This is a genomic window from Pseudomonas sp. VMV1, assembly GCF_056790235.1.
The window spans coordinates 287,882-306,059 of the sequence record NZ_JBXGSE010000001.1; the positions used below are offsets into that span (position 1 = coordinate 287,882).

General features: G+C 62.6%; 16 protein-coding genes. All 16 read left to right on the forward strand.

Annotation, left to right across the window (positions count from 1 at the left end; genetic code table 11):
* Positions 1-51: 51 nt before the first annotated feature.
* The 16 genes from rpsB (at position 52) to dnaE (ending at position 18,154) form a co-directional block, all read left to right on the forward strand.
* Positions 52-789, forward strand: a complete 738-nt coding sequence (rpsB, locus tag ACUCV0_RS01295; protein ID WP_133859821.1) for a 30S ribosomal protein S2 — start codon at positions 52-54, stop codon at positions 787-789.
* A gap of 131 nt (positions 790-920) precedes the next feature.
* Positions 921-1,790, forward strand: coding sequence for a translation elongation factor Ts (tsf, locus tag ACUCV0_RS01300; RefSeq protein ID WP_007159493.1), 870 nt, complete (start codon positions 921-923; stop codon positions 1,788-1,790).
* 192 nt (positions 1,791-1,982) lie between these two features.
* A complete protein-coding gene (pyrH, locus tag ACUCV0_RS01305; RefSeq protein WP_059314045.1) occupies positions 1,983-2,726 on the forward strand; it encodes a UMP kinase in 744 nt (247 codons plus the stop codon).
* Positions 2,723-3,280, forward strand: a complete 558-nt coding sequence (gene frr, locus ACUCV0_RS01310) for a ribosome recycling factor (protein WP_059314046.1) — start codon at positions 2,723-2,725, stop codon at positions 3,278-3,280. Before pyrH ends, frr begins: the two co-directional genes overlap by 4 nt.
* Before the next feature lie 18 nt (positions 3,281-3,298).
* A complete protein-coding gene (gene uppS / locus ACUCV0_RS01315) occupies positions 3,299-4,048 on the forward strand; it encodes a polyprenyl diphosphate synthase (protein WP_167348558.1) in 750 nt (249 codons plus the stop codon).
* Entirely contained in the window at positions 4,048-4,863 is an 816-nt protein-coding gene (locus ACUCV0_RS01320; RefSeq protein ID WP_059314047.1) for a phosphatidate cytidylyltransferase, read from the forward strand. The genes uppS and ACUCV0_RS01320 overlap by 1 nt, the downstream gene beginning before the upstream one ends.
* Positions 4,860-6,041, forward strand: a complete 1,182-nt coding sequence (gene ispC, locus ACUCV0_RS01325) for a 1-deoxy-D-xylulose-5-phosphate reductoisomerase (RefSeq protein ID WP_059314048.1) — start codon at positions 4,860-4,862, stop codon at positions 6,039-6,041. Before ACUCV0_RS01320 ends, ispC begins: the two co-directional genes overlap by 4 nt.
* 66 nt (positions 6,042-6,107) lie before the next feature.
* A complete protein-coding gene (gene rseP, locus ACUCV0_RS01330) occupies positions 6,108-7,460 on the forward strand; it encodes an RIP metalloprotease RseP (RefSeq protein ID WP_482211815.1) in 1,353 nt (450 codons plus the stop codon).
* Between the two features lie 73 nt (positions 7,461-7,533).
* The gene (bamA, locus tag ACUCV0_RS01335) at positions 7,534-9,903 is read left to right on the forward strand and encodes an outer membrane protein assembly factor BamA (protein ID WP_059314050.1); all 2,370 of its coding nucleotides are present in this window, start codon (positions 7,534-7,536) and stop codon (positions 9,901-9,903) included.
* A gap of 38 nt (positions 9,904-9,941) precedes the next feature.
* Complete coding sequence (locus tag ACUCV0_RS01340) at positions 9,942-10,445, forward strand: OmpH/Skp family outer membrane protein (protein ID WP_059314051.1); 504 nt, start codon at positions 9,942-9,944, stop codon at positions 10,443-10,445.
* Positions 10,445-11,518 (forward strand): UDP-3-O-(3-hydroxymyristoyl)glucosamine N-acyltransferase, encoded by a 1,074-nt coding sequence (gene lpxD / locus ACUCV0_RS01345; RefSeq protein ID WP_482211816.1) that lies wholly within the window; start codon positions 10,445-10,447, stop codon positions 11,516-11,518. The genes ACUCV0_RS01340 and lpxD overlap by 1 nt, the downstream gene beginning before the upstream one ends.
* A gap of 45 nt (positions 11,519-11,563) precedes the next feature.
* The gene (fabZ, locus tag ACUCV0_RS01350) at positions 11,564-12,004 is read left to right on the forward strand and encodes a 3-hydroxyacyl-ACP dehydratase FabZ (RefSeq protein WP_059314053.1); all 441 of its coding nucleotides are present in this window, start codon (positions 11,564-11,566) and stop codon (positions 12,002-12,004) included.
* A complete protein-coding gene (gene lpxA, locus ACUCV0_RS01355) occupies positions 12,001-12,777 on the forward strand; it encodes an acyl-ACP--UDP-N-acetylglucosamine O-acyltransferase (RefSeq protein ID WP_059314054.1) in 777 nt (258 codons plus the stop codon). The genes fabZ and lpxA overlap by 4 nt, the downstream gene beginning before the upstream one ends.
* 16 nt (positions 12,778-12,793) lie before the next feature.
* Positions 12,794-13,921: a lipid-A-disaccharide synthase gene (gene lpxB / locus ACUCV0_RS01360; RefSeq protein WP_323148232.1), complete on the forward strand. Its 1,128-nt coding sequence runs from the start codon at positions 12,794-12,796 to the stop codon at positions 13,919-13,921.
* Positions 13,921-14,556: a ribonuclease HII gene (gene rnhB, locus ACUCV0_RS01365; protein ID WP_482211817.1), complete on the forward strand. Its 636-nt coding sequence runs from the start codon at positions 13,921-13,923 to the stop codon at positions 14,554-14,556. The genes lpxB and rnhB overlap by 1 nt, the downstream gene beginning before the upstream one ends.
* 76 nt (positions 14,557-14,632) lie before the next feature.
* Complete coding sequence (gene dnaE / locus ACUCV0_RS01370) at positions 14,633-18,154, forward strand: DNA polymerase III subunit alpha (protein ID WP_482211818.1); 3,522 nt, start codon at positions 14,633-14,635, stop codon at positions 18,152-18,154.
* Positions 18,155-18,178: the final 24 nt, after the last annotated feature.

Genomic DNA, 18,178 nt, shown 5'->3' on the forward strand with positions numbered 1-18,178 from the left:
GTTGGTCATTGGGATGCGTGGAGGCCCAACCCGACTACGAGGAACATCTAAATGTCTCAAGTCTCCATGCGTGACATGCTGAAAGCCGGCGTGCATTTCGGCCACCAAACCCGTTACTGGAACCCGAAGATGGGCAAATACATCTTCGGTGCGCGCAACAAGATCCACATCATCAACCTCGAAAAAACCCTGCCGATGTTCAACGAGGCCCTAACCTTCGTTGAGCGCCTGGCGTCCGGCAAGAACAAGATCCTGTTCGTCGGCACCAAGCGCGCCGCCGGCAAGATCGTTCGCGAAGAAGCCGCGCGTTGCGGTCAGCCCTTCGTCGATCATCGCTGGTTGGGCGGCATGCTGACCAACTACAAGACCATCCGTGCCTCGATCAAGCGTCTGCGTGATCTGGAAGTCCAGTCCCAGGACGGTACTTTCGACAAGCTGACCAAGAAAGAAGCCCTGATGCGTACCCGCGACCTCGAAAAGCTCGAGCGCAGCCTGGGTGGTATCAAGGACATGGGCGGTCTGCCGGATGCCCTGTTCGTGGTCGACGTTGACCACGAGCGCATCGCCATCACCGAAGCCAACAAGCTGGGCATCCCGGTCATCGGCGTCGTCGATACCAACAGCAGCCCGGAAGGTGTTGACTACATCATCCCCGGCAACGATGACGCCTTCCGCGCCGTTACTCTGTACCTGAGCAGCGTTGCCGATGCCGTGATCCGTGGCGGCAGCAACGGCGGTGCCAACGAGCAATTCGTCGAAGAACCCGCTGCCGAAGCCGTCGAGGGCTGAGCATTTCGACCCTAGGGTCGAGCGGTTCGACGTGCGAGAAGGGGGCCTAGCCCCCTTTTTGCCTACTGGCGTTTCATTGGCTCCGCCTGCGTGCGGAGTGACCTCGAAACCGATTCAAGAGGATTTCAAACATGGCAGAAATCACTGCAGCCCTGGTCAAAGAACTGCGCGAGCGCACCGGCCAAGGCATGATGGATTGCAAGAAGGCCCTGGCCGCTGCCGGTGGCGACATCGAGAAAGCCATCGACGACATGCGTGCCGCTGGCGCCATCAAGGCTGCCAAGAAGGCCGGTAACGTGGCTGCCGAAGGCTCCATCGCGGTCAAGGTCGCTGATGACCACAAGGCTGCCGTCATCATCGAAGTCAACTCCCAGACCGATTTCCTGGCTCTGCAGGACGACTTCAAGGGTTTCGTCGCCGCCAGCCTGGACAAGGCCTTTGCCGAGAAGATGAGCGATGCCGCTCCGCTGATCGCCGCTCAGGAAGCTGCTCGTGAGGCGCTGGTCGCCAAGTGTGGCGAGAACGTCAACATCCGTCGCCTGACCCGTGTCGAAGGTGATGTCGTTGGCGCCTACCTGCACGGTCACCGCATCGGTGTGGTCGTTACCCTGCAGGGTGGCACCGCCGAACTGGCCAAGGAAATCGCCATGCACGTCGCGGCGAGCAACCCCCAGTTCCTGAATCCCTCCCAGGTTTCCGAAGAAGCTGTCGCCAAGGAAAAGGAAATTTTCCTGGCGCTGAACGCCGACAAGATCGCCGGCAAGCCGGAAAACATCGTGGAGAACATGGTCAAGGGTCGTATCAACAAGTTCCTGGCCGAAGCCAGCCTGGTTGAGCAGCCCTTCATCAAGGATCCGGAAGTCAAGGTCGGTGAACTGGCCAAGAAAGCCGGCGCCGAGATCGTCTCCTTCGTGCGCTACGAAGTGGGCGAAGGCATCGAGAAGGCCGAAGTCGACTTCGCTGCCGAAGTGGCTGCCCAGCTGGCTGCCAGCAAGCAGTAAGCTCGGCATCCGCCGTTGACCAGGAGGCCGCCCGCTTCGAGCGCGCGGCCTCTTTGTCAAATTGGTAGGCAGGTCTAGTTTCTCGCCTCCCAAGGAGTTTTTTGCCGATTGGAGTGAACGCAACTGCGGTTGCGCTTTCCTATCGCAGGATCAAAATCCCCCGCACATGTTCATCGCCACAGGAGAGAGTGAATGGCACAGCAGATGAGTGGTCGCCAACCCCGTTACAAGCGTATTCTGCTGAAGCTCAGTGGCGAAGCCCTGATGGGAAGTGAAGACTTCGGGATCGATCCGAAGGTGCTGGATCGCATGTCGCTGGAAATCGGCCAGCTGGTGGGCATTGGTGTCCAGGTCGGTCTGGTGATCGGCGGTGGCAACCTGTTCCGCGGTGCGGCGCTGTCCGCCGTGGGCATGGACCGGGTGACCGGCGACCACATGGGCATGCTGGCTACCGTGATGAACGCCCTGGCCATGCGCGACGCCCTGGAGCGCTCCAACATTCCCGCCACGGTGATGTCCGCCATCTCCATGGTCGGCGTGACTGACCAGTACGATCGCCGCAAGGCATTGCGTCAGTTGAAGGGTGGCGAAGTGGTCATCTTCTCCGCCGGTACCGGCAATCCGTTCTTCACCACCGATTCCGCCGCCTGCCTGCGTGCGATCGAGGTGGAAGCCGATCTGGTGCTCAAGGCCACCAAGGTGGATGGTGTATACACGGCTGATCCCTTCAAGGATCCCAATGCCGAAAAGTTCGAGCGCTTGACCTACGACGAGGTGCTCGACCGCAAGCTGGGCGTCATGGATCTCACGGCTATCTGTCTCTGCCGTGATCACAACATGCCCCTGCGGGTTTTCAACATGAACAAGCCCGGCGCCCTGCTCAACATCGTGGTGGGTGGTGGCGAGGGTACCCTGATCGAGGAGGGAGCAGCATGATTGACGAGATCAAGAAGGATGCGCAGGCGCGCATGACCAAGACCCTGGAAGCCCTGGGCCACGCCTTTGCCAAGATCCGTACCGGGCGTGCTCACCCGAGCATCCTGGACAGCGTCATGGTGTCTTACTACGGCAGCGATACCCCGCTGCGTCAGGTCGCCAACGTCAACGTCGAGGATTCGCGGACCCTGGCCTTGAACGTGTTCGACAAGAGCATGATCCAGGCCGTGGAAAAGGCGATCATGACCTCGGACCTGGGCCTCAATCCGGCCACTGCGGGCACCACCATTCGCGTGCCGATGCCGGCGCTGACCGAAGAGACGCGCAAGGGCTTCACCAAGCAGGCGCGTGCCGAAGCCGAACAGGCACGGGTCTCCGTGCGCAACATCCGTCGCGATGCCCTGGCTCAGCTCAAGGACCTGCTCAAGGAAAAAGAAATCAGTGAAGACGAGGATCGTCGTGCTCAGGATGAAGTCCAGAAGCTGACTGATAAATTCGTCGCCGAGGTGGACAAGGCTCTGGAGGCCAAGGAAGCCGACTTGATGGCTGTTTGACAACGGTTGGGATGTAGCATGGGCATGAGCAAGCCAGGCAAGGTGGTGCCACGTCATGTGGCGATCATCATGGATGGGAACAATCGCTGGGCGCGCCGTCGGTTGCTGCCGGGGGTCGCCGGTCACAAAGCCGGAGTGGACGCTGTTCGGGCGGTGATCGAGGTCTGCGGCGATGCGGGCGTCGAGGTGCTGACGCTGTTCGCCTTTTCCAGCGAGAACTGGCGGCGTCCGGCCGACGAGGTTGGCGCCCTGATGGAGCTTTTCCTTTCCGCCTTGCGGCGGGAAGCCAAGAAGCTGCACCAGAACGGCATTCGGCTGCGCATCGTTGGCGATCGCTCGCTGTTCCATCCGGAACTGCAGGCTGCCATGGCGGAAGTCGAGGCGCTCACCGCCCACCACACCCGATTCGTGCTGCAGATCGCGGCCAATTATGGCGGGCAATGGGATATCACCCAGGCTGCCCAGCAACTGGCGCTGCAGGTTCAGCAGGGCACTCTACAGCCCGCGGCCATCACGCCGGAACTGTTGCAGGGTTGCCTGGCGACCGCCGATCTACCTTTGCCCGACCTCTGCATCCGTACTGGCGGAGAACGGCGGGTGAGCAACTTCCTGCTCTGGCAGATCGCCTATGCCGAGCTGTATTTCTCCGACCTGTTCTGGCCGGACTTCAAGCACGAGGCCATGCACGCCGCCCTGGCCGACTTTGCCACCCGCCAACGGCGGTTCGGCAGGACCTGCGAACAGGTGGAAGCGGAGCTACGCGCCTAATGCTGAAGCAGCGAGTTATCACGGCGATGGTGCTCCTGCCCATCGCGCTGGCCGGATTCTTCTGGCTGGAAGGAGCAGCCTTCGCTCTGTTCATCGGTGCGGTCGTTGTCTTGGGTGCCTGGGAATGGGCGCGCTTGGCGGGGCTGGAGGCTCAGCCACTGCGTTGCGCCTATGCCGCCGTGGTCGCCCTGGCCTTGCTGCTTTGCTGGTGGATGCCTGCCGGCGCGCACGGCCTGCTGTTCATCAGTCTCGCCTGGTGGCTGTACGCGACCGTGTTGGTACTGACCTATCCCGATAGCGCTCGGGCCTGGCAGGCTTCCTGGCGACGTCTGCTGATCGGGCTGGTAGTGCTGGTGCCGGCCTGGCAAGGACTGATGCTGCTCAAGGCAGCGCCGGGCGGCAATCTGCTGATTCTCGAAGTGATGATGCTGGTGTGGCTCGCCGACATCTTCGCCTATTTTTCCGGACGGGCCTTTGGCAAGCGCAAGCTGGCGCCAGCCGTAAGTCCGGGCAAGAGCTGGGAAGGGCTCTATGGTGGCTTGGCCGCCGCGCTGGTGGCCACTCTGGTGCTGGGCTTGGTCCGCGGCTGGGGTTTTGGTGACCTGCTGCAGGCGCTCCTTGGCGCCGCCTGCGTGGTGCTGATCTCCGTGGTGGGTGACCTCACCGAAAGCATGTTCAAGCGTCAGGCCGGACTCAAGGACAGTAGTCAGCTGCTGCCAGGGCACGGCGGCGTGCTGGATCGTATCGACAGCCTTACCGCCGCCGTCCCGCTGTTCGCCTTGCTGCTCTGGTGGGCTGGCTGGGGTGTCCAGTGAACGTCCAGCGGCTCTGCGTCCTGGGTGCCACGGGATCCATCGGCGCCAGCACCTTGGATGTCGTGGCGCAGCATCCTGACCGTTATCAGATCCTTGCCCTCAGCGGCCATCGCCGTCTGAACGAGCTGGCCGAGCTCTGCCGTCGCTTCCAGCCGGTCTACGCCGCCGTGCCGGACCAGGCCTCCGCCGACCGGCTGGCCGGTCTGCTGCAGGGCGCCCAGGCGCTCCCTGAGATCTTGGTAGGGGAGGCGGGTCTGGAGTTCATCGCTGCCCATCCCGAGGTCGACACCGTCATGGCGGCGATTGTCGGGGCGGCGGGACTCAAGCCGACATTGGCCGCGGTCAAGGCCGGCAAGCGCGTGCTGCTCGCCAACAAGGAAGCCCTGGTCATGAGTGGCGCCCTCTTCATTGAGGCGGTGCAGGCCAGCGGCGCGACCCTGTTGCCCATCGACAGCGAGCACAATGCGATTTTCCAGTGCCTGGCCGATCCGGCGACGCCGGGGTTGGCCCGCAAGGGCGTGCGCCGAATCTTGCTCACGGCCTCAGGCGGCCCGTTCCGTGAGACACCGGCCGAAGAGTTGATCGGAGTGACACCGGATCAGGCCTGCGCTCACCCCAAGTGGTCGATGGGGCGCAAGATTTCGGTGGATTCGGCCACCCTGATGAACAAGGGGCTGGAGCTGATCGAAGCCTGCTGGCTGTTCGAGGCGATACCGGATCAGGTCGAGGTGGTCATCCACCCCCAGAGCGTCATCCACTCTCTGGTGGACTATGTAGACGGTTCGGTGCTGGCTCAGCTCGGCAACCCCGACATGCGCACTCCCATCGCCCATGCCCTGGCATGGCCGGAGCGTATCGGTTCCGGGGTGGCGCCCCTGGACCTGTTCGACATCGGCCGGCTTGAATTCGAGCGGCCCGATGAAGCGCGCTTTCCCTGTCTGCGCTTGGCGCGCGAAGCCGCTCAGGCGGGCGGTTGCATGCCGGCGACGCTCAATGCCGCCAACGAGGTCGCCGTCGAGGCCTTTCTCGCGGGTCAACTCGGTTTTACCGAGATCCCGCAACTGATCGAGTCGGTGCTCAAGGGGGTCGAGCCCTGTCCGGCCGCCGATCTGGAAGCGGTCTTCGCGGCCGACAATACCGCTCGGCAGCTGGCCCAGGAGTGGTTGTCGAGGCGCTGATCCCGCGCCTCGACACCTGGCCTGCGAGTCCGCAGAATCTGCACACTGAGGTAGCGGAGGCAGCCAATGTCCATCCTTTATACGATACTGGGAACCCTGATCGCCCTGGGCGTCTTGGTGACCATTCACGAGTATGGCCATTTCTGGACCGCGCGTCGGTGCGGCGTCAAGGTCCTGCGCTTTTCCGTAGGCTTCGGCAAGCCACTGCTGCGCTGGCACGACCGGTACGGTACCGAATTCGTGGTGGCGGCCATCCCCCTGGGTGGCTACGTGAAGATGCTGGACGAGCGCGAAGCACCCGTCCCGCCCGAAGAGCAGCATGCCGCCTTCAACCGCAAGACGGTGCGCCAGCGCATCGCCATCGTGGCCGCTGGTCCGATCGCCAATTTCCTGCTAGCCATCCTGTTCTTCTGGTTGCTGGCCATGCTGGGCTCCCAGCAACCGCGTCCGGTCGTGGGGGCGATAGCAGCCGATACACCGGCTGCGACTGCCGGCATCCCGGTCGGGGCGGAGCTGACCGCGATCGATGACGCTGCCGTGGACAGCTGGTCCGCCGTCAACCTGCGTCTGGTCGATCGTCTGGGTGAAAGCGGTCCGCTGCGCATCCGCTATACGCTTCCAGGGACCACCGCGGAGCAGAATAGCGTCATCGAACTCCACTCCTGGCTACGCGGTGCGGAAGATCCCGATCCGATTCAGGCGTTGGGCCTGAAACCCTGGCGGCCAGAAATCCCTGCTGTCTTCGCCGAACTGGATCCGGCGGGTCCTGCCCAGGCCGCTGGCCTGCGGACCGACGACCGTCTGCTCGCGTTGAACGAGACGGCCATCAAGGACTGGCAGCAGGCGGTGGACTGGGTGCGAGCCCATCCCAATCAGCAGGTCAAGGTGACTTACGAACGCCAGGGTCGGCAGCAGGACGTTTCCCTTCGCCTTGGGGCGCGCCATGTCGATGCTACCGAGTCCGGCTATCTGGGCGCCGGTGTGGCGCCGGTCAAATGGCCAGCGGACATGGTTCGCGAAATTAGCTATGGACCGGTGGCCGCCGTGGGTGAAGGCATCGGCCGAACCTGGCAGATGAGCGTGCTCACGCTGGTTTCCCTGAAGAAGATGCTCTTGGGAGAGCTGTCGGTAAAAAACTTGAGCGGGCCGATAACCATTGCTAAAGTGGCGGGCGCTTCGGCTCAGTCAGGCCTGGGGGATTTCCTCAATTTTCTGGCGTACCTGAGCATAAGCCTGGGGGTTCTGAATCTGTTGCCTATCCCTGTGCTCGACGGTGGTCACCTGGTGTTCTACTTCGTCGAGTGGATTCGCGGGCGGCCCTTGTCCGAGCGTGTGCAGACATGGGGCATGCAGATCGGTATTAGCCTCGTCGTGGGTGTGATGCTGCTGGCCTTGGTCAATGACCTCGGTCGCCTCTGACACTCTGCTGATTGCCGAATCTGCCGCCCAGTGCGGCAGATTCTTTATTTGCCAGTTGGAATAAAAGGGACTCATGAAACGCCTGCTGCTACCTGCGGTAATAGCCGCGCTGATGATCGGCGAGGTACACGCCGAGTCCTTCACCATCTCCGATATCCGCGTCAACGGATTGCAACGTGTATCGTCCGGCAGCGTCTTTGGCGCCTTGCCGCTGAACGTGGGCGAGGCCGTTGACGACAACAAATTGGCCGAGGCTTCCCGTTCCCTCTTCCGTACCGGATTCTTCCAGGATATCCAGCTGGGTCGTGACGGTAACGTCCTGGTCGTTAACCTGGTCGAGCGTCCTTCCATTTCCAGTATCACCCTGGAAGGCAACAAGGCGATCTCCAGCGACGACCTGATGAAGGGTCTCAAGCAGGCTGGTCTCGCCGAGGGTGAGATCTTCCAGCGTGCGACGCTGGAAGGGGTGCGTAATGAACTGCTGCGCCAGTACGTCGCCCAGGGCCGTTATTCCGCCAGCATCGATGCCGAAGTGGTGCCCCAGCCTCGCAACCGGGTGCAGCTGAAGATCACCATCAACGAGGGCGAGGTCGCGACCATCTCCCACGTCAACGTGGTGGGCAACACGGTCTTTGCCGAAGACGATCTCACCTCGCTGTTCGAGCTCAAGCCGAGCAACTGGTTGTCCTTCTTCCGTAACGATGACAAATACTCCCGGGAAAAGTTGGCGGGTGACCTCGAGCGTCTGCGTTCCTATTACCTGGATCGCGGCTACATCAACATGGACATCACCTCGACCCAGGTGTCCATCACGCCCGACAAGAAGCACGTCTACATCACGGTTAACGTCAACGAAGGGCAGAAGTACACCGTTCGTGAAGTCAAGCTGTCCGGCGACCTCAAGGTGCCGGAAGACGAACTGCGCAAACTGATGCTGGTCCAGCCGGGCCAGGTCTTCTCGCGCAAGGTCATGACCAGCACTTCGGATCTGATCACTCGTCGACTCGGCAACGAAGGCTATACCTTCGCCAACGTCAACGGCTTGCCCGAGCCCCATGACGACGACCACAGCGTTTCTCTGACCTATGTGGTCGACCCGGGCAAGCGTGCCTACGTCAACCGCATCAACTTCCGCGGCAACACCAAGACCGAGGACGAGGTGCTGCGTCGCGAGATGCGTCAGATGGAGGGCGGTTGGGCTTCCACCTACCTCATCGACCAGTCCAAGACCCGCCTCGAGCGCCTGGGCTACTTCAAGGAAGTCAAGGTCGAGACGCCCCAGGTGCCTGGCACCGACGACATGGTCGACGTCAATTACAACGTCGAAGAGCAGCCGTCGGGCTCCATCACAGCCAGCATCGGCTTCGCCCAGAGCGCCGGTCTGATCCTCGGTGGCTCCATCAGCCAGAACAACTTCCTGGGTACCGGCAACCAGGTCAGCATCGGTCTGACCCGTTCCCAGTACCAGAGTCGCTACAACTTCAGCTTCACCGACCCGTACTTCACCCCGGACGGCGTGAGCCTGGGTTACAACATCTTCTATCGCAGCACCGACTACAGCAAACTGTACGACAGTGACGTCTCCTACTACTCGATCAACAGCCTGGGTAGCGGTGTCACCCTGGGCTATCCGATCAGCGAGACCTCGCGTCTGACCTATGGTCTGAGCGTGCAGAAAGACGAGATCAATCCTGGTACATACAGTGCCGACGAGATCTACGATTTCGTCCAGCGCGAAGGGGATAACTTCACCAACTTCAAGGCCAGCATCGGCTGGTCGAGCTCGACCCTGAACCGCGGTGTCCTGCCGACCCGGGGTGCTTCCCAGAGCCTGACCGGTCAGATCACCATCCCGGGCAGCGACCTGAGCTTCTACAAACTCGACTACCGCGGCCAGCTGTTCACTCCGTTGACCGACAATACGGCGCTGCGCTTCCATACCGAGCTGGGCTATGGTGACGGCTATGGCAGTACCGACGGCCTACCGTTCTACGAGAACTATTACGCGGGCGGCTTCAACTCTGTACGGGGTTTCGAGGACAGCAGTCTGGGTCCGCGGACCACGCCACCGAGGAACCCGGCGACTTACGCTGATCAAGGTCAGGGCTACCGCGATCGGGAGAACGATGAGGCCTTCGGTGGCAATGTCCTGATCACCGGTGGTGTGGAATACCTTTTCCCCTTGCCCTTCGTGAAGGATCAGAAGTCCCTGCGAACCGTGCTGTTCTGGGACGTGGGTAACGTGTTCAGCACCAAGTGCTACCTGAACTCGACACAAAACTGCGGCGACGTCAGCTTCTCCAACATGGCCAGCTCCGTCGGCGTCGGTGTGACCTGGGTTACTGCCTTGGGTCCGCTGAGCTTCAGCCTCGGCGTTCCAGTCAAGAAGCCGACCAACTCCGATCCGCAGGTCTTCCAGTTCTCGCTGGGTCAGACGTTCTGACCCAGGTTACACCTTTGCGCTTTACGCAGGAGTCAACTGTGCACAAGTACACCCGTTACGCTCTGTTCGCTGCCGTTCTCGTTGCCGCTCCGGTTTTCGCCGACACCAAGATCGCCGTGCTGAACTACCAGATGGCCCTGCTGGAGTCGGACGCCGCCAAGAAGTACGCGGTCGATTCCGAAAAGAAATTCGGTCCTCAGCTGAACAAGCTGAAGAATCTGGAAGGCTCGGCCAAGGACATCCAGGACAAGCTCAACAAGGGCGGTGACAAGATGGCCCAGGCTGAGCGCACCCGTCTGGAAAATGATTTCCGCCAGAAAGCCCGGGATTTCCAGTTCCAGTCCAAGGAACTCAACGATGCCAAGGCCGCGTCCGACCGAGACATGCTCAAGCTGCTCAAGCCGCGCCTGGACAAAGCCGTGGAAGAGGTGCTGAAGAAGGGTGATTACGATCTGGTGCTCGAGCGCGGTGCCGTGGTGGACGTGAAGCCGCAGTACGACATCACGCGCCAAGTCATCGAGCGCATGAACGCGGGTCGTTAATGAGCCATACGACCTTTACGCTGGGCGAGCTGGCGCAATGGCTGGAAAGCCGCCAGTTGACCGTGGAATTACGCGGTTCGCCCGAGCGCCTGGTAACCGGCCTGGCTACCCTGCCAGAGGCCGGTGCTGACCAGCTGAGTTTTCTTGCCAATCCGCAGTATCGCCGCTATCTGGCCGACACCCAGGCTGGGGCGGTGCTGCTCACGGAAAAGGACGCCGACGGCTATGCCGGCGATTCCCTTATCCTGGCCAATCCCTATCTGGCCTATGCACGGCTGTCCCATCTGTTCGACCGCAAGCCACGTAGCGCGGCCGGCATCCATCCTACGGCGCTCGTCGCTGCGGATGCCCAGGTCGATCCGACGGCGGCCATTGGCCCCTATGTGGTGATTGAGGCACAGGCGCACATCGGTGCTGGCGTGAGTCTGGGAGCTCACTGCGTAGTGGGTGCGCGCAGCGTCATTGGTGCAGACAGCTGGCTGGCGCCACGGGTCACGCTCTATCACGACGTGATCATCGGCGAACGAGCAGTGGTGCAATCCGGCGCCGTGATCGGCGCGGAAGGCTTCGGCTTCGCCAGCGAGCGCGGCCAGTGGCAAAAAATCGCCCAGCTGGGTGGGGTGCTGATCGGCGACGACGTCGAGATCGGGGCCAATACCACCATCGACCGTGGCGCCCTGGCGAACACGATCATCAGTAATGGCGTCAAGCTCGACAACCAGATCATGATCGCGCACAACGTCCAGGTCGGTGAGCACACCGCCATGGCCGCCTGTGTCGGCATCTCTGGCAGTACCAAGATCGGCAAACACTGCACCATCGCCGGCGGCGTGGGCATGGTCGGTCATATCGAGGTGTGCGACAACGTGTTCGTCACCGGTATGACCATGGTGACTCGCTCGATTACCGAGCCCGGTGCCTATTCCTCCGGTACGGCCATGCAGCCGGCCGGTGAGTGGAAGAAAAGCGCCGCGCGGATTCGTCACCTCGACGACATGGCTCGCCGTCTGCAACATCTGGAAAAAATCGTTGCTACCGTGACCTCGCGGGATGACGCTGCTTCTGATGCTTGATTCTGCATCGGATGTTTCCCCTTTCTGAACAGGCCTTCCCCGACCATGATGGACATCAACGAGATCCGTGAATATCTCCCGCATCGCTATCCCTTTCTGTTAGTGGATCGCGTGCTGGAGCTGGATATCGAAGCCAAGCGCATTCGTGCCTACAAGAACGTCAGCATCAATGAGCCGTTCTTTACCGGCCACTTTCCCCAGCACCCGATCATGCCGGGCGTGCTGATCGTCGAGGCCATGGCGCAGGCAGCCGGTGTCCTTGGCTTCAAGATGATGAATTCCTCGCCGGCCGACGGCACCCTGTACTACTTCGTCGGATCGGATAAGCTGCGTTTTCGCCAGCCGGTGACGCCGGGTGATCAGCTGATGCTCGACGCTCGCTTCATCAGCACCAAGCGCGGCATCTGGAAATTCGAATGTCGGGCCAGTGTGGACGACAAGCCGGTCTGCTCGGCCGAGATCATCTGCGCGGAACGCAAGCTATGACGTTGATTGACCCCAGGGCTATCGTCGACCCCAAGGCACGGCTCGCTGCCGATGTCCAGGTCGGCCCCTGGTCGATCATCGGGCCAGATGTGGAGGTAGGCGAGGGTACCGTCATCGGGCCTCACGTCATCCTCAAGGGTCCGACCATGATCGGACGTCACAATCGCATCTTCCAGTTCTCGTCCATCGGCGAGGATACGCCTGACCTCAAGTATCAGGGCGAACCGACCCGGTTGCGCATCGGCGATCACAACACCATCCGCGAAGGGGTCACCATCCATCGCGGTACCGTGCAGGATCGGGAAGAGACCACCATTGGCGATCACAATCTGCTGATGGCCTATGTGCACATCGGCCATGACAGCGTGATCGGCAATCACTGCATCCTGGTCAACAACACGGCCCTCGCCGGGCACGTGCATGTCGACGATTGGGCGATTCTCTCCGGCTATACCCTGGTCCATCAATTCTGCCGTATTGGCGCCCACAGCTTTTCCGGCATGGGCACGGCCATCGGCAAGGATGTACCGGCCTATGTCACGGTGTTCGGTAACCCGGCCGAAGCCCGTAGCATGAATTTCGAAGGCATGCGGCGGCGCGGCTTCTCGGCCGAGGCCATCAAGGAATTGCGCCGCGCCTACAAGGTAGTCTATCGCCAGGGGCTGACCGTCGATGACGCCATGCGAGAGCTGGAGCCGGTGGCCCAGCAGTTTCCCGAGGTGGCGGTATTCCGTGACTCCATCCTGAGTGCGACGCGTGGCATCACCCGCTGAGTTCGCCCAGCGCCCGCTGCGTGTGGCGCTGGTGGCAGGGGAGGCGTCGGGCGATCTGCTGGGCGCTGGCCTGATGCAGGCGCTGCGCGAGCAGCATCCGCATATCTCCTTCATGGGCGTCGGTGGTCCGCGGATGGAAGCCGAAGGGCTGGTGTCCGAGTTTCCCATGGAGCGCCTGGCGGTCATGGGGCTGGTCGAGGTGCTCGGCCGGCTGCGCGAACTGCTGGGCCGGCGCAAGGCGCTGATCGCCCAGTTGCTCGATGCCCGCCCCGACGTCTTCATCGGTATCGATGCCCCGGATTTCGTCCTCGAGATCGAGGCCCAGCTGCACCGCGCAGGCATTCCAGCGGTGCATTACGTCAGTCCCTCGGTCTGGGCCTGGCGACAGAAGCGGGTGCTGAAGATTCGCGATGGCTGCGACCTGATGCTGACCCTGTTTCCCTTCGAAGCCCGTTTCTACGAAGAGCAGCAGGTGCCGGTGCGTTTCGTCGGGCATCCACTGGCCGACACCATCCCGCTGGATAACGACCGCGCGGCCGCCAGGCAGGCCCTGGGTTTGCCGGAACAGGGGCAGGTCGTGGCTCTGTTGCCCGGCAGTCGCGGTGGCGAAGTAGGGCGCCTCGGTGCGCTGTTCCTCGACGCCGCCGCCCAGTTGCTGGCCGTGAGTCCTGGTGTGCGTTTCGTCTTACCCTGTGCCAACGCCGCACGACGGGCTCAGGTGGAGCAATTGCTGGAAGGTCGACCGCCCTTGCCGCTGCTGCTGACCGATGGACGTTCCCATGAAGTGCTGGCCGCCTGTGATGGCGTGCTGATCGCCTCGGGCACCGCGACCTTGGAGACACTGCTGTTCAAACGGCCCATGGTGGTGGCCTATCGGGTGGCGCCCCTGACCTATCTGATTCTCAAGCAGCTGGTGAAAAGCCCCTACATTTCGCTGCCCAACCTGCTGGCAGGACGCAAGCTGGTGCCTGAGCTGATCCAGCACGAGGCATCGCCGGAGCGGCTGGTGGCTGAACTCCTGCCGCTGCTGGAGCGGCCGCAGCAGCAGACCGACAGCTTCGAAACCATTCATCACAGCCTGCGGCGCGATGCCTCGGTCCAGGCGGCCGGCGCCGTGTTGGATCTCCTGCGGGCGCGCAGCTGATGCAGCTGGGCCTGGATTTCAATCTGGTCGAGGCGCTGGTCGCCGGGGTCGACGAGGTCGGTCGCGGTCCGCTGTGTGGCGCCGTGGTCACCGCTGCGGTGATCCTCGATCCGGGCAAGCCCATCCTGGGCCTGAACGATTCGAAGAGGCTGTCGCTGACGCGCCGCGAAGCCCTGTTCGACGAGATCCAGGAAAAGGCCCTGGCCTGGTGCGTGGCCCGCGCCGAGGTCGCCGAGATCGATCGCCTGAACATCCTGCATGCCACCATGCTGGCCATGCAGCGGGCGGTGGAGGGCCTCCAAGTCCAGCCGCGTCTGGCGCTGATCGACGGCAATCGCTGCCCCAAACTGGCGGTGCCCAGTGCACCGGTGGTGAAGGGCGATAGCCAGGTCCCGGCAATCGCCGCGGCGTCCATTCTGGCCAAGGTCAGCCGCGACCGCGAAATGCAGGCGCTCGATGTCCTTTATCCGGGCTATGGCCTGGCCGGACACAAGGGCTATCCCACCGCCGAGCACCTCGACGCGCTCAGGCGCCTGGGCCCCACGCCCATCCATCGGCGCTCCTTCGCACCGGTACGCGAGGCCTGGCTCGTTCTCGAGACCCAGGCCTCGACCCAGATCGTCGCGACCTACTGACGGCCGTCGCGGCGGTCTGACCCCAGGTCGACAATCCAGTACAATCCCGCGCCTCATGCATCAAGGGGTCTCTGCCATGTCCGCATCCTTCGTCCACCTGCGTCTACACACGGAATACTCCCTGGTCGACGGGATCGTGCGAGTGAAGGGGTTGGTCAAGGCCGCTGAAGCAGCCGGGATGCCGGCGGTGGCGGTGACCGACCAGGGTAACCTCTGTTCGCTGGTCAAGTTCTACAAGGCCGCCATGGGCGCCGGGATCAAGCCTATCGCTGGCGCCGACATCTGGATGGCCGGTCGCGATGGCGACGCCCCCCTGAGCCGCATGACCCTGCTGGTCATGAACGCCAAGGGCTATCGCAACCTTACCGAACTGCTGTCTCGCGGTTTTCAGGAAGGCCAGCAAGACGGGCAGATCGTCATCCAGCGCGATTGGGTGAAGGAGGCCAGCGAGGGGCTGATCGCCTTGTCCGGTTCCAAGGAGGGCGAGATCGGTCTGGCGCTGCTCGAAGGCGATCTGGCCCTAGCCGATCAGCTCTTCGAGGAATGGCAGCAGGTCTTCCAGGATCGCTTCTATCTGGAGATCCAGCGCACCGAAAGAGCGGGTGACGAAGAGCATCTGCATGCGGCGGTGGCCCTGGCCGATCGTTGCGGTGGCGCCCTGGTGGCGACCAACGACGTGCGCTTTCTCAAGGCCGAGGACTTCGAAGCCCACGAGACCCGCGTCTGCATCGGCGAGGGCCGTCCGCTGGACGATCCCCGGCGCGAGCGCAAGTACAGCGACCAGCAGTACCTGAAGTCGGCGGCCGAGATGGCCGAGCTGTTCAGCGACCTGCCCGAGGCGCTGGAAAACACCGTCGAGATCGCCAAGCGCTGCAACATCGAAATCCAGTTGGGCAAGTACTTTCTGCCCAACTTCCCGATTCCCAACGGGATGACCATCAACGACTACCTGCGCCATGTGTCCTTCGAGGGCCTGGAGGAGCGCCTGGCCGTGCTCTGGCCGCGCGAGACCACGCCGAACTACGAGGAAAAGCGCCAGGAGTACGTCGACCGGCTCAACTTCGAGCTCGACATCATCATCCAGATGGGCTTCCCCGGTTACTTCCTCATCGTGATGGACTTCATCAAGTGGGCGAAGAACAACGGCGTACCGGTCGGTCCCGGCCGGGGCTCGGGTGCCGGCTCCCTGGTGGCCTATGTGCTCAAGATCACCGACCTGGATCCGCTGGCCTACGACCTGCTGTTCGAGCGCTTCCTGAACCCCGAGCGGATCTCCATGCCCGACTTCGACGTCGACTTTTGCATGGACGGTCGTGACCGGGTGATCGAATACGTGGCCGACCTGTACGGCCGCGAGGCGGTGAGCCAGATCATCACCTTTGGCACCATGGCGGCCAAGGCGGTGGTGCGCGACGTGGCGCGGGTGCAGGGCAAGTCCTATGGCCTGGCCGATCGCCTGTCGAAGATGATCCCCTTCGAAGTGGGCATGACCCTGCAGAAGGCCTTCGAGCAGGAGGAGCCGCTGCGCGACTTCCTGGCGACCGACGAGGACGCCAAGGAAATCTGGGACATGGCCCTGAAGCTGGAAGGCATTACCCGCGGTACCGGCAAGCACGCCGGGGGCGTGGTGATCGCCCCGACCAAGCTGACCGACTTCTCACCCATCGCCTGCGACGAGGACGGCAACGGCCTGGTGACCCAGTTCGACAAGGACGACGTCGAGCAGGCCGGCCTGGTCAAGTTCGACTTCCTCGGCCTGCGCACCCTGACCATCATCAAGTGGGCGCTGGAGACCATCAACCGCACGGAAGTAGAGGAGGGGCGCGAGCCGCTCAACATCGACTTCATCCCGCTGGACGACAAGCCTACCTACGCCCTGCTGCAGAAGGCCGAGACCACTGCCGTCTTCCAGCTGGAATCCCGCGGCATGAAGGAGCTGATCAAGAAGCTCAAGCCGGACTGCCTGGAAGACCTCATCGCCCTGGTGGCGCTGTTCCGACCCGGTCCGCTGCAGTCGGGCATGGTGGACGACTTCATCAACCGCAAGCACGGTCGCGCCGAGCTGGCCTATCCGCATCCGGACTACCAGTATGATGGCCTGCAGCCGGTGCTGGCGCCGACCTATGGCATCATCCTCTATCAAGAACAGGTGATGCAGATCGCCCAGGTCATGGGCGGCTACACCCTGGGCCAGGCGGACATGCTGCGCCGGGCCATGGGCAAGAAGAAGCCCGAGGAGATGGCCAAGCAGCGCGGCGGCTTCATCGAGGGCTGCGCCAATAACGGCATCGATGGTGAGCTGGCGGGCAATATCTTCGACCTGGTGGAGAAATTCGCCGGTTACGGCTTCAACAAGTCCCACTCGGCCGCCTATGGTCTGGTCTCCTACCAGACCGCCTGGCTGAAGACCCACTATCCGGCACCCTTCATGGCCGCGGTGCTGTCGGCGGACATGCACAACACCGACAAGGTGGTGATCCTCATCGAGGAATGCCGCCACATGAAGCTGCGCATCGACACGCCGGACGTGAACATCTCCGAGTTCAAGTTCACCGTGAACGAGGGCGGGCGCATCGTCTACGGCCTGGGCGCCATCAAGGGTGTGGGCGAGGGGCCGGTGGAGGCCATCGTCGAGGCACGTGCCGAAGGACCCTTCAAGGACCTGTTCGACTTCTGCGCGCGGGTGGACCTCAAACGCATCAACAAGCGCACCCTGGAAGCCCTGATCCGCTCTGGCGCACTGGATCGCCTGGGGCCGCACTACCATGACGAGATCAAGGCCTATCAGGCGACCATCGACCAGAACCGCGCCGTGCTGCTGGCGGCCATGGAAGAGGCCATCGCCTCGGCCGAGCAGACCGCCCGCAGTCACAACAGCGGTCATGTCGACCTCTTCGGTGGCGTCTTCGCCGAACCCGAGGCCGATGTCTATGCCAATCACCGGCGCGCCCGGGAGCTCAATCTCAAGGAGCGCCTGCGCGGAGAAAAGGAAACCCTGGGGCTGTACCTGACCGGCCACCCCATCGAGGAATACGAAGGCGAGGTGCGCCGGCTGGCGCGTCAGCGCATCGTCGACCTCAAGCCCTCGCGCGAGACCCAGACCGTGGCCGGGCTGATCGTCAACCTGCGGGTGATGAAGAACAAGCGTGGTGACAAAATGGGCTTCGTCACCCTGGACGACCGTTCCGGGCGCATCGAGGCCTCGCTGTTCGCCGAGGCTTTCAACGCGGCCCAGGCGCTCTTGCAGACCGATGCCCTGGTGATCGTCGAGGGCGAGGTCAGCCAGGACGATTTCTCCGGCGGCCTGCGGCTGCGCGCCAAGCGGGTGCTGGGCCTGGAGGAGGCCCGTACCGCCCTGGCGGAAAGCCTGAGGATCGCCGTGCGCAGCGAGTCCCTGGCCGGTGACCGGCTACGCTGGCTGGGTGAACTCTGCGGTCGTCACCGTGGTGCCTGTCCGGTCACCATCGACTACCAGGGCCCCACCGCGCGTGCCTTGCTGCAGTTCGGCGAGAATTACCGGATCGACCCGGCTGATGGCCTGATTCAAACCCTGCGTGACCAGTTCGGCAGGGAGAACGTCTTTCTCAACTATCGTTAAGCCCGAGCGCCTCGTGCGTTCCGT